The 11,769-nt window shown below is 63.1% G+C and carries 16 protein-coding genes; 8 read left to right on the forward strand and 8 right to left on the reverse strand.

All coding sequences use genetic code 11. The annotated features are described in order from the left end of the window. Window positions 1-178 precede the first annotated feature (178 nt). Together EOA79_RS23840 and EOA79_RS23845 are read left to right on the forward strand one after the other, a co-directional pair. Complete coding sequence (locus EOA79_RS23840; protein WP_095778737.1) at window positions 179-793, forward strand: LysE family translocator; 615 nt, start codon at window positions 179-181, stop codon at window positions 791-793. A 51-nt stretch (window positions 794-844) separates the two neighbouring features. Continuing rightward, window positions 845-1,156: a hypothetical protein gene (locus EOA79_RS23845; protein WP_164896179.1), complete on the forward strand. Its 312-nt coding sequence runs from the start codon at window positions 845-847 to the stop codon at window positions 1,154-1,156. Between the two features lie 118 nt (window positions 1,157-1,274). Here EOA79_RS23845 and EOA79_RS23850 read toward each other — a convergent pair whose 3' ends face one another. Next, window positions 1,275-2,219, reverse strand: coding sequence for a nucleoside hydrolase (locus tag EOA79_RS23850; protein ID WP_095823501.1), 945 nt, complete (start codon window positions 2,217-2,219; stop codon window positions 1,275-1,277). A 141-nt stretch (window positions 2,220-2,360) separates the two neighbouring features. Here EOA79_RS23850 and EOA79_RS23855 point away from each other — a divergent pair, with 141 nt between their 5' ends. Both EOA79_RS23855 and EOA79_RS23860 read left to right on the forward strand, forming a co-directional pair. Next, window positions 2,361-2,786, forward strand: a complete 426-nt coding sequence (locus EOA79_RS23855; RefSeq protein WP_067004038.1) for an Hsp20 family protein — start codon at window positions 2,361-2,363, stop codon at window positions 2,784-2,786. 64 nt (window positions 2,787-2,850) lie between these two features. After that, window positions 2,851-3,108, forward strand: coding sequence for a DUF1150 family protein (locus tag EOA79_RS23860; protein WP_067318876.1), 258 nt, complete (start codon window positions 2,851-2,853; stop codon window positions 3,106-3,108). Between the two features lie 119 nt (window positions 3,109-3,227). On the opposite strand, the gene ptsN is transcribed toward EOA79_RS23860, so the two are convergent. The 6 genes from ptsN to lptC form a co-directional block, all read right to left on the reverse strand. After that, window positions 3,228-3,692 carry a PTS IIA-like nitrogen regulatory protein PtsN gene (gene ptsN, locus EOA79_RS23865; RefSeq protein WP_095823502.1) on the reverse strand — a complete coding sequence of 155 codons (465 nt, stop codon included), beginning with the start codon at window positions 3,690-3,692 and terminating at the stop codon, window positions 3,228-3,230. A 60-nt stretch (window positions 3,693-3,752) separates the two neighbouring features. Continuing rightward, window positions 3,753-4,337, reverse strand: a complete 585-nt coding sequence (raiA, locus tag EOA79_RS23870; protein ID WP_067004045.1) for a ribosome-associated translation inhibitor RaiA — start codon at window positions 4,335-4,337, stop codon at window positions 3,753-3,755. Window positions 4,338-4,650: 313 nt separating this feature from the next. Further along, entirely contained in the window at window positions 4,651-6,180 is a 1,530-nt protein-coding gene (gene rpoN / locus EOA79_RS23875; RefSeq protein WP_095823503.1) for an RNA polymerase factor sigma-54, read from the reverse strand. Between the two features lie 189 nt (window positions 6,181-6,369). Beyond that, window positions 6,370-7,188: an LPS export ABC transporter ATP-binding protein gene (gene lptB / locus EOA79_RS23880; RefSeq protein WP_067318880.1), complete on the reverse strand. Its 819-nt coding sequence runs from the start codon at window positions 7,186-7,188 to the stop codon at window positions 6,370-6,372. Further along, entirely contained in the window at window positions 7,188-7,805 is a 618-nt protein-coding gene (locus tag EOA79_RS23885; RefSeq protein WP_067004051.1) for an LptA/OstA family protein, read from the reverse strand. The genes lptB and EOA79_RS23885 overlap by 1 nt, the downstream gene beginning before the upstream one ends. Then, window positions 7,792-8,505: an LPS export ABC transporter periplasmic protein LptC gene (lptC, locus tag EOA79_RS23890; RefSeq protein WP_067004053.1), complete on the reverse strand. Its 714-nt coding sequence runs from the start codon at window positions 8,503-8,505 to the stop codon at window positions 7,792-7,794. The genes EOA79_RS23885 and lptC overlap by 14 nt, the downstream gene beginning before the upstream one ends. Before the next feature lie 297 nt (window positions 8,506-8,802). On the opposite strand from lptC, the gene sppA reads away from it, so the two are divergent. From sppA to EOA79_RS23910, 4 genes are all read left to right on the forward strand, one after another. Continuing rightward, window positions 8,803-9,756 (forward strand): signal peptide peptidase SppA, encoded by a 954-nt coding sequence (gene sppA, locus EOA79_RS23895; RefSeq protein ID WP_095823504.1) that lies wholly within the window; start codon window positions 8,803-8,805, stop codon window positions 9,754-9,756. Window positions 9,757-9,831: 75 nt separating this feature from the next. Next, window positions 9,832-10,116 carry an integration host factor subunit beta gene (locus tag EOA79_RS23900; RefSeq protein WP_027165368.1) on the forward strand — a complete coding sequence of 95 codons (285 nt, stop codon included), beginning with the start codon at window positions 9,832-9,834 and terminating at the stop codon, window positions 10,114-10,116. Window positions 10,117-10,176: 60 nt separating this feature from the next. Continuing rightward, window positions 10,177-10,509, forward strand: a complete 333-nt coding sequence (locus EOA79_RS23905; RefSeq protein ID WP_067004057.1) for a DUF1049 domain-containing protein — start codon at window positions 10,177-10,179, stop codon at window positions 10,507-10,509. 22 nt (window positions 10,510-10,531) lie between these two features. Then, window positions 10,532-11,503, forward strand: a complete 972-nt coding sequence (locus EOA79_RS23910; RefSeq protein WP_067318887.1) for an ornithine cyclodeaminase family protein — start codon at window positions 10,532-10,534, stop codon at window positions 11,501-11,503. A 45-nt stretch (window positions 11,504-11,548) separates the two neighbouring features. Here EOA79_RS23910 and EOA79_RS23915 read toward each other — a convergent pair. Next, a partial coding sequence (locus tag EOA79_RS23915) for a VOC family protein (protein WP_348631868.1) occupies window positions 11,549-11,769 on the reverse strand: 221 nt, incomplete at its 5' end.

Raw genomic sequence — 11,769 nt, forward strand, 5'->3', positions numbered from 1 at the left:
CGGCCAGCCGCGCGGCGACCTGGCGGTCCTCCAGGCCGGCGCCGCCTATGAGGCGACGCTGCCCTGGCCGGCGGGGGCTGCCTGACGGGCTCAACCGGCTGGCGCGCTTGCGCCCGCGTCAACTCCGTGCATTGATCGCGCTCCGCGCCTGTCGTCGCGATCCTGTTCGGGGGAAAACATGTCGCTGGAACTCTACGCCGCCTATGTCGTCGCCTGCATCGTCATCGTCCTGGTACCCGGGCCGACGGTCACGCTGATCATCGCCAACAGCATCCGCCATGGCTCGCGCGCCGGGCTTGCCAATGTCGCCGGCACCCAGGCCGGGCTCGCCATCATGATCGCCATCGTCGGCATCGGCCTCAACACGCTGATCGCCGGCATGGGTCACTGGTTCGAATGGGTGCGGCTGATCGGTGCGGCTTACCTCATCTGGATGGGTGTGCAGATGCTCCGCGCCAAGGGAGCCCTGAACCCCGATGGATCGGCCAAGAAACCGCGCGGCGGCTTCTTCCTGCAAGGTTTCCTGGTGGCGATTTCCAATCCGAAGACGCTTGTCTTCTTCGGCGCCTTCTTCCCGCAGTTCATCGCGCCACAGGGCAATTACACGCTGCAGATCGTGGTCATGGGCCTGACCGCGATGGTCTTCGCCGCCATGTCGGATTCGACCTACGCGCTTGCCGCCGGCCGCGCCGGGCGCATGCTCTCGGCCAGCCGCGTTAAGCTGATGTCGCGGATCAGCGGCAGCTTCCTGGTCGGCGGCGGGCTCTGGCTGGCATTCTCCAAGGCGAAATGAGAGCGAATACTCTGGTCGCAATTATTTTTGACGCGTATTGAATAATTGTGCTTGGCAGCACACTTCTTCAGGATGAACAAGTCAAACGTTTCCTTCCGGAATCGCTTGCTTATTTGGCAATATGAGTACAGCGACGCCGTGATCGGCGTCGCTTTCTTCTGCGCATTTGCGGCTATGAAATCCATCGCCATCGTTGAGCTTCAGGCCAATCCGGTCATCGCCACTCAACGCGTGATGGGCGTGGTCGAATACGTCAGGGTGAAGCCCATCATCCGTACGGCACGATCGGCCACAATCTATACTACACCTACGATCTGCGCCTTGATGACGACAACACACGGATATCTGTCGACGACGATGTGAGGCGACCCATCTTGTCGGCTCCGTCCTTCCCATCGAGCGACAGCACCACAAGCACGGCGCCGACATCTATCGGTTGATCAACGGATGACGACGTGTGCTTGGTTGGCCGCTTTGACGGTCAGTTGAGCCGCCCCAGCCGCTCCACCAGCAGCGCGAAGAACGCATCGTGGTCGATATCGCGCATGACCATGGCGTTCTTCTCGCGCTTGGTGACGCCCCACCAGTCGATCACCGTCATGCCCATGGTCAGCTCGGAGCTGGTCTCCACGCTGACATTGCAGCGGCGACCCTTGAACAGCTCCGGCTTGAGGAGATAGGCGATCACGCACGGATCGTGCAGCGGCCCGCCGTCGGTGCCGTATTTCTCCTCATCGAAGCGCTCGAAGAACTCCAGCATCTCGGCGGTTGCGGTGCCGACCTTGGTGCCGAGCTGGCGGAAGGCCTGGATGCGCTTGGCCGAGGTCAGTGCCTTGTGGGTGACGTCGAGCGGCATCATCACGATCGGAACGCCCGACTTGAACACCAAATCCGCCGCCTGCGGGTCGACGTAGATGTTGAATTCGGCGGCAGGCGTGACGTTGCCGCCCTCGAAAAAGCCGCCGCCCATCAGCACGATCTCCTTGAGACGCGGCGCGATCCGCGGCTCGCGGATCAGCGCCAGCGCGATATTGGTGAGCGGCCCGAGTGGGCACAACGTGATCGTGCCCGCTTCCTCGCGCATCAGCGTCTCGACAATGAAATCGACCGCGTATTGCTCCTGCAGCGGCATGGTCGGCTCGGACAGCTGGGGTCCATTGAGGCCGGTCTTGCCATGCACGTCCTCGGCGGTGACGAGCTCGCGCGCCAGCGGGCGGATGGCGCCGGCATAGACCTTGACGTCGGGCCGGCCGCCGAGCTCGCAGATCTTGCGCGCATTCTTCTCGGTCAGCTTCAGGGGCACGTTGCCGGCAACGGCGGTGATGCCGACGACCTCCAGCTCGGCGCTGCCGAGCGCCAGCAATATGGCGACGGCATCGTCCTGGCCGGGATCCGTGTCGATGATGATCTTTCGTGACTGGGGCATTTCAATTCCTTTTGGGGAGTCTTTTTGGGCGGGGTTTTGACGGCTTGAACTTGATCGCGCGGCGGACCATATCAAGACCATCGGGAAAAATGCCATCCGGGTTTTTCCGGTTTGTGTCGCTCTTAAGAGGACAGTGTAACAATGAGTCGAATGACGCCCTTCTCCAGCCCGCTTCTTCTGGGCTTCGACGCCATGGAAAAGACGCTCGAACGTCTGGCGAAGTCGGGGGACAGCTACCCTCCGTATAACATCGAGCGTCTGGGCGCCTCGGACGGTAAGGCGGAAAGGCTGCGCATCACACTTGCCGTGGCGGGTTTCGCAGAGAACGACCTCGATGTCACCACCGAGGAAAACCAGCTGATCGTGCGCGGCCGTCAGACCGACGACACCGAGCGCGAGTTCCTCCACCGCGGCATCGCCGCACGCCAGTTCCAGCGCTGCTTCGTGCTGGCCGACGGCATGCGGGTGGTCGGCGCGGAATTGAAGAACGGCCTTTTGTCGATCGATCTCGACCGTCCGGAGGCCGAGCGGCTGGTACGGAAAATAAACATATCGGTGAAAGACTGATCTTTGCCGATGGCTCTAATGCGGGACGGCCGGAAGTGGCGTCCTTGCGCCAAGGAGGCTTGTAATGACCAGAATTGACGAAACCCTGACCATGACCAGCGGCGAATTCGCCCATCTCGGCGAAGGTTCGGTCGCATATCTGAGGAAAATATCGAGCGACGATTTGCGCGGCCGCTTCCCCGGCCTCGGCGAAATCGCGCCCGGGCTGGAACTGTGGGCGCTGTTTGCCGCCAACGGTCAGCCGATCCTGCTTTCCGATGCCCGTGACCGGGCCCTGGCGGGTGCGCTGGAGAACGACCTGACCACGGTCGCCATCCATTGACCCCAATCACTATTTGAATTTGAGGTCGTTGCCTGAATTGGAAAGGGCCGCTCCCGGCGGCCCCTCAAGGTTTTATCCCAAAAACCGGATTTTATCCAAAGACCAGCTTCACCCAACCTTCAGGCCGCGTGCGAGGCCTGGGTATCCGACAGCAGCGCGTGGATCGCCACTGCGTCGCGCGTCCCCCTGATCTTGGCCACCGTATCGCCATCGCGCAGCATGCGCGCGATACGCGACAGCGCCTTAAGATGGTCGGCGCCGGCGCCTTCGGGCGCAAGCAGCAGAAACACCAGGTCGACCGGCTGGTCGTCGAGCGCCTCGAAATCGACCGGCGCCTCCAGCCGGGCGAACACGCCTGCGATCCGCTTGACCCCTGCGAGCTTGCCATGCGGAATGGCGATGCCGTTGCCGACGCCGGTGGAGCCCAGCCGCTCGCGTTGCAGGATGGTGTCGAACACTTCCCGCTCCGGAATGCCTGAAATCGCCGCCGCCCTCTCCGACAGCAATTGCAGAAGCTGTTTTTTGGAATTCGCCTTCAACGCCGGCATGATAGCCGGGACGCTGATGAGATCGCTGAGATCCATGCCTGAAAAATCCCTTGCTCGCCTACCGCGCCGGTCGTCCCCCTCGCGCGGCCGGCTTTCTTATCCCTGCGCGACTTTGGTGGTCGACGGATCGATCCAGCCGATGTTTCCATCCGGCCGGCGGTAGACAATATTGACGTGGTCGTTTCCGGCGTTGCGGAAGACGAAAACCGGGCTGTCCTTGGTATCGAGTTCGATGACGGCAGACGCCACCGACATGGTGCGAAGCGTCACGGTCGATTCGGCGACGATGGCCGGAGCGAAGTTCTCCGGGATTTCCTCTTCGTCGTCGGCGAGCGGCTCCATCACGGCGTAGGCGATGTCGGTGGATTCGCCGTTGCCGTTGCTGGAATTGTGCGACTTCAGCCGGCGCTTGTAGCGCCTGAGCCGCGTTTCGAGGCGATCGGCGGCCGCCTCGAAGGCAAGCGTGGGATCCTGGGCGTCCCCGGTCGCCTGCAGCGAGGCGCCGGAATCGAGGCGGATCATGCAATCGGCCGAGAAGCGCGATCCCGCTTTGATGACCGTTACATGTCCTGAAAAACCCCGATCGAAATATTTTTCAATCGCTTCGTTGACACGATCGTTGATGCGCGTACGGAACGCATCGCCGATGTCCATGTGTTTTCCCGAAATGCGCAGATTCATCTGAAAACTGACCTTCCCTGCTCAGGCTTCAAACTGTCCCAAGTTTATACCCGTGGTGCGCGCGCACAAGCTTTGCGGCGGCACGCGCGCCGATTTTAGACCCGAACTTTCCGGTTGATCACAAGTCGCCTTCTGGCCGTCCGAGGCCTTCGCTTTGACGGAGCCATTCGCGAGGCGGGCATCACGGCCCGGCTCATGCGGGCGGGCTTCTAGACACTTCATTGCAGCTTGTCAATGAAACACGAAAACTGTGAAAAATCGCCATTCCTCAGCTCGGACCAAACTAGGTCAGGCCCGATGAATATCAACTGCCCTATCGCCCGGCGTTGGCCAGCGCCCGCTTCTCCCGGCGCCGCTGCACCGATGAAGGAATGTTCATGCCTTCCCGGTATTTGGCGACCGTGCGGCGGGCGATGTCGACGCCGCTTTCCCGCAGCATGTCGACGATAGCGTCGTCGGAAAGCACGTCGGCGGGCTTTTCCTCGTCGATCAGCTGCTTGATGCGGTCACGCACGGCTTCCGACGAATGCGCTTCGCCGCCTTCCGCCGAGGCGATCGAAGCGGTGAAGAAATAGCGCAGCTCGAACACGCCGCGAGGCGTCAGCATGTATTTGTTGGCAGTGACGCGGCTCACCGTCGATTCATGCATGCCGATCGCGTCGGCCACCGTGCGCAGGTTGAGCGGCTTGAGATGCCGCACGCCATGGACGAGGAACGCGTCCTGCTGGCGCACGATTTCCGAAGCCACTTTCAGGATCGTCTTCGCCCGCTGGTCGAGGCTGCGCGTCAGCCAGTTGGCGTTCTGCAGGCATTCGGCCAGAAACTCCTTTTCCGCCTGGTCCTTGGCATGGCCGGAAACCCGGGCGAAATAGACATGATCGACCAAAACTCGCGGCAGCGTGTCGGCGTTGAGCTCCACCGCCCAGCTGCCGTCGGCAGCGGCCCGCACCTCGACGTCGGCAACGATGGCGTCGCTCGCGCCGCCCGAAAACGCGGTGCCGGGACGCGGATCGAGCGCCCGGATCTCGGCCAGCATGTCGAGAAGGTCTTCCTCGTCGACGCCGCAGATGCGTTTCAGCGTCTGGAAATCCCGCCGCGCCAGGAGTTCGAGATTAGCCACCAGGGCCTTCATCGCCGGATCGAGCCGGTCGCGTGCGGCAAGCTGCAGCGACAGGCATTCGGCGAGGTCGCGGGCAAACAGGCCGGCCGGCTCGAAGGTCTGGCAGACCGCGAGCGCTCGCGCGACCGCTCCCATGTCCGCCCCCAGCCGCGCGGCAATCTCTTCCAGATCGGCGCGCAGATAGCCCGCTTCGTCGAGGCTGTCGGCAAGCTCGCCGGCAATCAGGCGCTCGGCGGGTTTGGAGAAGGCAAGCGCGATCTGTTCGCCGACATGCTCGCGCAGCGTCACGATGGTCGCGGCCATCTCGCCGACGTCGAAGCCTTCCGACGAAGCGCTGCCGGCGCTGCCCGCGGATGCCGACTTCCACTGCGCGGTGAGATCCGGTCCGAGCTTTTCGCTGGTGCCGGGGTCGTCGGGAAACAGGTTCTCCAGCGAAGAGTCGAGCTTTTCCGAGATCGCCTCGGCGCTCCATTCCGTCTCGCTTTCGAACCAGTCGTCCCCGGCGGCGGATTCTGGAGCGGTCTCGCTCTTCTGCGGCTGGTCGCCGCCCGCATCGTCCTGCGGCTCGGCTCGCTCCAAGAGCGGATTGCGCTCGATTTCCTCGTCGATGAAGCGGTCGAGCTCGACATGGGTGAGCTGCAGCAGCCGGATCGACTGCATCAGTTGGGGCGTCATCACCAGCGACTGGGACTGTCTGAGCTGCAGTTTGGCCGCCAGCGCCATGGTTGGATTCAAACGCCTCGTCTACGCATCGAGCTGCCGTTTTTCGGTCGGGCATAGAAACTGGCCCGGCTTTTGCTTGTCAAGGAAAACGCTAGCAGAGACAGCTTACCGGAGCGTTATTCGCGGACAGAGCAGGCATAAAGCCGGAAAATTCAGCGAGAAATTGCCGCGGAACCGGAATTTTCGCGTCTAGAGCGTAAAACCCTCGCCGAGATAGAGCCGCCGCACATCGGCGTTGGCGACGATCTCGTCGGCGCGGCCATGCGTGAGCACCTGGCCGGCATGGATGATATAGGCGCGGTCGATCAGGCCGAGCGTCTCACGCACATTGTGGTCGGTGATCAGCACGCCGATGCCGCGCGCGGTCAGATGGCGGACGAGCTGCTGGATGTCGGCGACCGCGATCGGATCGATACCGGCGAAGGGCTCGTCGAGCAGCATATAGGCCGGCCGCGTCGCCAGCGCCCGCGCGATCTCGAGGCGGCGTCTTTCGCCGCCGGACAGCGACATCGACGGCGCCTTGCGCAGATGGCTGATGTGGAATTCCTCGAGCAGCTCGTCGAGCGTGCGCTCACGTTCCTTGCGGCTCTTTTCCACCACTTCCAGAACGGCGCGAATGTTCTGCTCGACGTTGAGGCCCCGGAAGATCGACGCTTCCTGCGGCAGATAGCCGATGCCGAGGCGGGCGCGCCGGTACATCGGCATCGAGGTGACGTCGAAGCCGTCGATCTCGATCGTGCCTTCGTCCACCGGCACGAGACCGGTGACCATGTAGAAACAGGTGGTCTTGCCGGCGCCGTTGGGCCCAAGCAGTCCGACGGCCTCGCCGGCCCGCACGCCGAGCGTCACGCCGCTCACCACCTTGCGGCCCTTATAGCTCTTGGTCAGGCCCTTGGCGATCAGGGTGCCCTTGAACTTTGCCTTGTCGGCGCCGATCGTCGCCGGCGCAGACGCTTTTGCGGCCGTCCGCCCCGGGAGGCGGGCCAGCAGCGACGATACGCCGACCATTAGTTGCTCGACGCTCCCTGCTGGGCCGTGCCCTTTTGGGGCGCGCCCTGCTTCTGCGGCGTAATCGACATGATGACCCGACCGCCGGTGCCGCAGCCGTCGACATTGGCAAGGCCGCTTTTCATCTGAACGGTGAGCTTGCAGCCCTTGAGCACGTTGTCGCCCTGCGAGAGCACGACTTCGCTGCCGGAAAGAACGAGCACCTGGGTCTTCATGTCGAACGTGCCCTTGTCGCCGGTGGCGATCTGGTCGTTCGATTTAATATAGACTTTGTTCTCGACCACGAGGTGGTCGATATTGGCTGCCCCGGTCATCGCCGATGCGCCCGCCGCCGCGCCCTTGGGAGCGTTTGGATCCTTGACGTAATAGACCGTCATCTTGCCGGCCTTGAGCAGCGTCGGCCCCTGATTGACGGTGACGTTGCCGCTGAAGATAGCCGCGCTGTCGGCCTGGCGGACCTCGAGCTTGTCGCTTTCGATCTGGATCGGCTGGTCGCCTGACAATTTCAGGCCGGACATCTGGCTGGTGCCGCCGGATTGGGCAAGCGCCGGCGCCGCCCCGAGCAACATGAAGAGAGAGGCCGCCGCTGCAAGCCTTGCCGAACTACTGCGACGCATTCTGCTCTCCGCCCTTTGCCTCTGCCGCCTTCAGACTTGCCGCGTCGATGTTGACGCGCACCCGGTTCTCGAAGACCACGACCTTGCCGTTTTCTTCCACCGACATCGAGTCGGCGGTGATGCGCGATCCGCCGCGGCTGACATCGACCGGATTGTCGGTCTTCATAGAGCCTTTGCCCATGTCTAGGAAGACCGATTTGAACTTGGCTTCCATGCCGTCGCTCGTCGTCACCAGGACATCGCTTGTGAGGTCCATCGTGTTGGCGTCGCGGTCGTAGATGCCATGCGCGGCGTTGACCGCCACCACATTGTCGCTCGCGACGGGCAGCTTGGCATTGATGCCTTCGAGGTCGATGATACCCTGCTTGCCGACATCCTGTGTCGCCCTGGTCGCCGTCAGCGAATAAGGCAGTTTCTGCTTGGTGAAGCCGTTGAGCTTGGGGTTGGCCATCACCAGCTTGCCGTCCGAAAACGCCGTGCCGTCGGCCTGCACCGAGATCGACACCGGCGCGGCGAGATAAGAATAGACCGGAAAGGCGATCGCAATTGCCGCCGCCAGCAGCGGCACGGCGAATTTCAACACGCGCACGCGGCGCGAATGCCGCTGCGCACGATCGAACGCATCGCCGCGCGTGCCGCTTTCGCCAGCGGCAGCCGATACCGTTTCGGCATCGCTCGTTTCGTCAGATCGCGCCAACATGACTATTTTCTAATGAGCCCTTGCCCCGCCAAACACCGCCTATAGGTGGTATGCCGGTCCCCGCAAGCAAGCACAAGCGGAGGAAAACTGCAAAAATGTGACGGCTACTACCGTACGACTAGGACGAATCCGGCTGCACTGCCAGCTCTTCATAGCAGATAGGAACGGGCTGCGTTAATTTTTCGTGAGGTCGTCGTGACCGCCGCGTTGCGCCAAGGGCCAGGGCGTCAGGAAACGGTAGCCCCGCGCGGATGGTTGCTTTAAAAGCGTCCTTTCCCACCGAATGTGAGGCTGACCATGGCAATGAGAGCCGACGACCTGATCGACCGCCGCCGCTTGCGCCGCAAGCTGACGTTCTGGCGCGTGACCGCGTTTGTGATTCTGGCGGCAGCGCTGATCGCGTTTTCGGCATGGATCTATGGTGACGATTTCACCGGTCAGGCGATCGACCACATCGCGAAGGTCAAGATTGAAGGCACCATCACCGAGGACGAGGAGCTGATCAAAAGACTGGAGACGATCCGCAAGTCCGCAACGGTGAAGGGCGTCATCCTGTCGATCGATTCGCCCGGAGGCACCACGGTCGGCGGCGAGTCGATCTATGAGGAAGTGCGCAAACTCGCCGCCGACAAGCCGGTGGTGGCCGAGGTCGGCACGCTGGCCGCGTCCGCCGGCTATATGATCGCAAGCGCGGCCGACCACATCGTCGCCCGCAAGACCTCGATCGTCGGATCGATCGGCGTGCTGATCCAGTATCCCGACGTGAGCGGCCTGATGGACAAGCTCGGCATCAAGCTCGAGGAAGTGAAGTCCTCGCCGCTCAAGGCTGCGCCCTCGCCGTTCAAGCCGACCAATGACGACGAGCGCGCCATGGTGCGCAAGCTCATCCTCGACAGCTATGACTGGTTCGTCGGCATTGTCGCCGAACGGCGCAAGATGACCCGCGAGCAGGCGCAGGCGCTGGCCGACGGTTCGATCTTCACCGGCCGCCAGGCGCTCGCCAATCACTTGGTTGATGCCGTTGGCGGCGAACCCGAGGCGATCAACTGGCTGGCGACCAAAGGCGTCGACAGCAAGCTCAAGGTCGTCGAATGGAAGAATACGGAGGGGCACGGCCTCCTGTTTTCGAGAAGCATGACCAAAGCCGTCGCCAACGCGCTCGGCCTGCCGGATGCCGGCGGCGACATCATTCACGAGCTTGGCGCCGACCGCTTGTTCCTTGACGGTCTCGTTTCGGTCTGGCACCCTTGACAACCATTGGGACGAACCAAATAAAGCAATAAAATCATCCTGATATTTGACCGCAGTGGTTTACGGGGAACGTTCATGATCAAGTCCGAGCTTGTGCAGATCATTGCCGCGCGCAACCCCCATCTTTTCCTCCGCGACGTTGAAAACATCGTCGGCGCGATCTTTGACGAGATCACCGACGCGCTCGCCGAAGGCAACAGGGTCGAGTTGCGCGGTTTCGGTGCCTTTTCGGTGAAAAACCGTCCTGCCCGCACCGGCCGCAACCCCCGCACCGGCGAATCCGTCGAGGTCGAGGAGAAGTGGGTGCCGTTCTTCAAGACCGGCAAGGAGTTGCGCGAAAGGCTGAACGGCGGCAAATAGGCGCCGCGCCGGCAGGTCGGAAACGACGTTTCGGCGCTTAAGCCACCTCCAGGAGATTTGATGTTCAATCGCGTCATGCTCGTCGTGGTCTTCGTGCCGCTGGCCGTCATCCTGATCGCGCTTGCCGTCGCCAACCGCGGCCTCGTCGCCTTCACGCTCGACCCGTTCCACCCTGGCAATCCGGCGCTGACGCTGAATTTGCCGCTCTTCATCTTGCTGTTCCTGGCTTTGGCCATCGGCATGATCGTCGGCAGCATGGCGACCTGGGTGAAGCAGGGCCGCTACCGCAAGCTCGCGCGCCAGCGCGGGCTGGAGGCCGAGAACCTGCGCCAGGCAGTGAGCCGCGCACCCGCTGCGCCGAAAGGACCGGCGCTGCCCAAGCCGACGAACTAAACAGCGCCTTACGGAGCTTTCCATGCTGACTATTTCGGCCGCCGAGGTCGACCGCGCGCTGACCTTTTCAGGTCTGGTCGAGACACTGCGCACCGCCTTCCGCGAAGGCGCCGTGCAGCCGGTGCGCCACCATCACGCGATCGAGCGGCCGGACGGCGCCGCCTCGACGCTTTTGTTGATGCCGGCCTGGACCGACTTCGACGCCGCCGGCACCTCGGCCGGCGGCCATATCGGCGTCAAGATCGTCACCGTCTCGCCGGACAACAACGCGATCGGCAAGCCGGCGGTGATGGGCCTCTATCTGCTGCTCGACGGCGTGACCGGCGAACCCCAGGCTCTGATCGACGGCCAGCGGCTGACGCAATGGCGGACCGCCTGCGCCTCGGCGCTCGCCGCATCCTATCTCGCCCGCGAGGACGCCTCGCGGCTCTTGGTGATCGGCGCCGGCGCGCTGTCACCCTTCCTCGCCAAGGCGCATTCGGCGGTGAGGCCCGTTAAGTCGATCCGCATCTGGAACCGCACGCCGGCCAATGCCGAAAAGGTCGCGGCGGCGCTGCATGCCGAAGGCTTTCCAGCAAGCGTGGCAGGCGACCTCGAAACCGAGCTTGGCGAGGCCGACATCGTCTCGTCGGCGACGATCACGACCGCGCCGCTGATCAAGGGCGCGCTGTTGAAGCCGGGCGCCCATGTCGACCTGGTCGGCGGCTTCACGCCGCAGATGCGCGAGAGCGACGACGATGCCATTTCCCGCGCCCGCGTCTATGTCGATACCCGCGCCGGCGCCACCAAGGAGGCCGGCGACATCGTGCAGCCATTGGCTTCCGGTGTCCTGAAGCCGGAAGCGGTCATCGCCGACCTGCACGAACTGGCGCGTGGCGAGAAACAGGGCCGGCAAAGCGAGAGCGAGATCACGCTGTTCAAGTCCGTCGGCGCAGCGCTTGAAGATCTCGCCGCCGGCATCGCCGTCTACAAGGCGCTCAGCACAAGCAAGTAAGAGGATAGGGTAGTGAGAAGCTCACACCCCTACCGCCATACCGCCCTACTGCCCTGCTGCCTCGTTCGGCCAATAGACACGCAGCCGATGACCGTCGGGATCGAGCGCGACGAACGTGCGTCCGAAATCCATGTCGGTCGGTGCCTGTAGCATTCTCAGCCCCCGTTCCGCCCAGTCCGCATGCGTGGCGTCGACCGCGGCCGCATTCTCCATCGCAAGCACGAGCTCGCCCCCCCCGCCCGCGGCGGCGGCCGCCGGTTCAACCG

Origin of the sequence: Mesorhizobium sp. M1A.F.Ca.IN.020.03.2.1 (assembly GCF_004023205.1) — a bacterium.
Classification (GTDB): Bacteria; Pseudomonadota; Alphaproteobacteria; order Rhizobiales; family Rhizobiaceae; genus Mesorhizobium.

Excerpts from the sequence above, each read along its gene's own strand:
- EOA79_RS23840 (WP_095778737.1), top strand. The coding sequence starts at position 179 with ATGTCGCTGGAACTCTACGCCGCCTATGTCGTCGCCTGCATCGTCATC.
- EOA79_RS23850 (WP_095823501.1), bottom strand. The coding sequence starts at position 2,219 with ATGCCCCAGTCACGAAAGATCATCATCGACACGGATCCCGGCCAGGAC.
- EOA79_RS23855 (WP_067004038.1), top strand. The coding sequence starts at position 2,361 with ATGAGTCGAATGACGCCCTTCTCCAGCCCGCTTCTTCTGGGCTTCGAC.
- EOA79_RS23860 (WP_067318876.1), top strand. The coding sequence starts at position 2,851 with ATGACCAGAATTGACGAAACCCTGACCATGACCAGCGGCGAATTCGCC.
- ptsN (WP_095823502.1), bottom strand. The coding sequence starts at position 3,692 with ATGGATCTCAGCGATCTCATCAGCGTCCCGGCTATCATGCCGGCGTTG.
- raiA (WP_067004045.1), bottom strand. The coding sequence starts at position 4,337 with ATGAATCTGCGCATTTCGGGAAAACACATGGACATCGGCGATGCGTTC.
- rpoN (WP_095823503.1), bottom strand. The coding sequence starts at position 6,180 with ATGGCGCTGGCGGCCAAACTGCAGCTCAGACAGTCCCAGTCGCTGGTG.
- lptB (WP_067318880.1), bottom strand. The coding sequence starts at position 7,188 with ATGGTCGGCGTATCGTCGCTGCTGGCCCGCCTCCCGGGGCGGACGGCC.
- EOA79_RS23885 (WP_067004051.1), bottom strand. The coding sequence starts at position 7,805 with ATGCGTCGCAGTAGTTCGGCAAGGCTTGCAGCGGCGGCCTCTCTCTTC.
- lptC (WP_067004053.1), bottom strand. The coding sequence starts at position 8,505 with ATGTTGGCGCGATCTGACGAAACGAGCGATGCCGAAACGGTATCGGCT.
- sppA (WP_095823504.1), top strand. The coding sequence starts at position 8,803 with ATGGCAATGAGAGCCGACGACCTGATCGACCGCCGCCGCTTGCGCCGC.
- EOA79_RS23900 (WP_027165368.1), top strand. The coding sequence starts at position 9,832 with ATGATCAAGTCCGAGCTTGTGCAGATCATTGCCGCGCGCAACCCCCAT.
- EOA79_RS23905 (WP_067004057.1), top strand. The coding sequence starts at position 10,177 with ATGTTCAATCGCGTCATGCTCGTCGTGGTCTTCGTGCCGCTGGCCGTC.
- EOA79_RS23910 (WP_067318887.1), top strand. The coding sequence starts at position 10,532 with ATGCTGACTATTTCGGCCGCCGAGGTCGACCGCGCGCTGACCTTTTCA.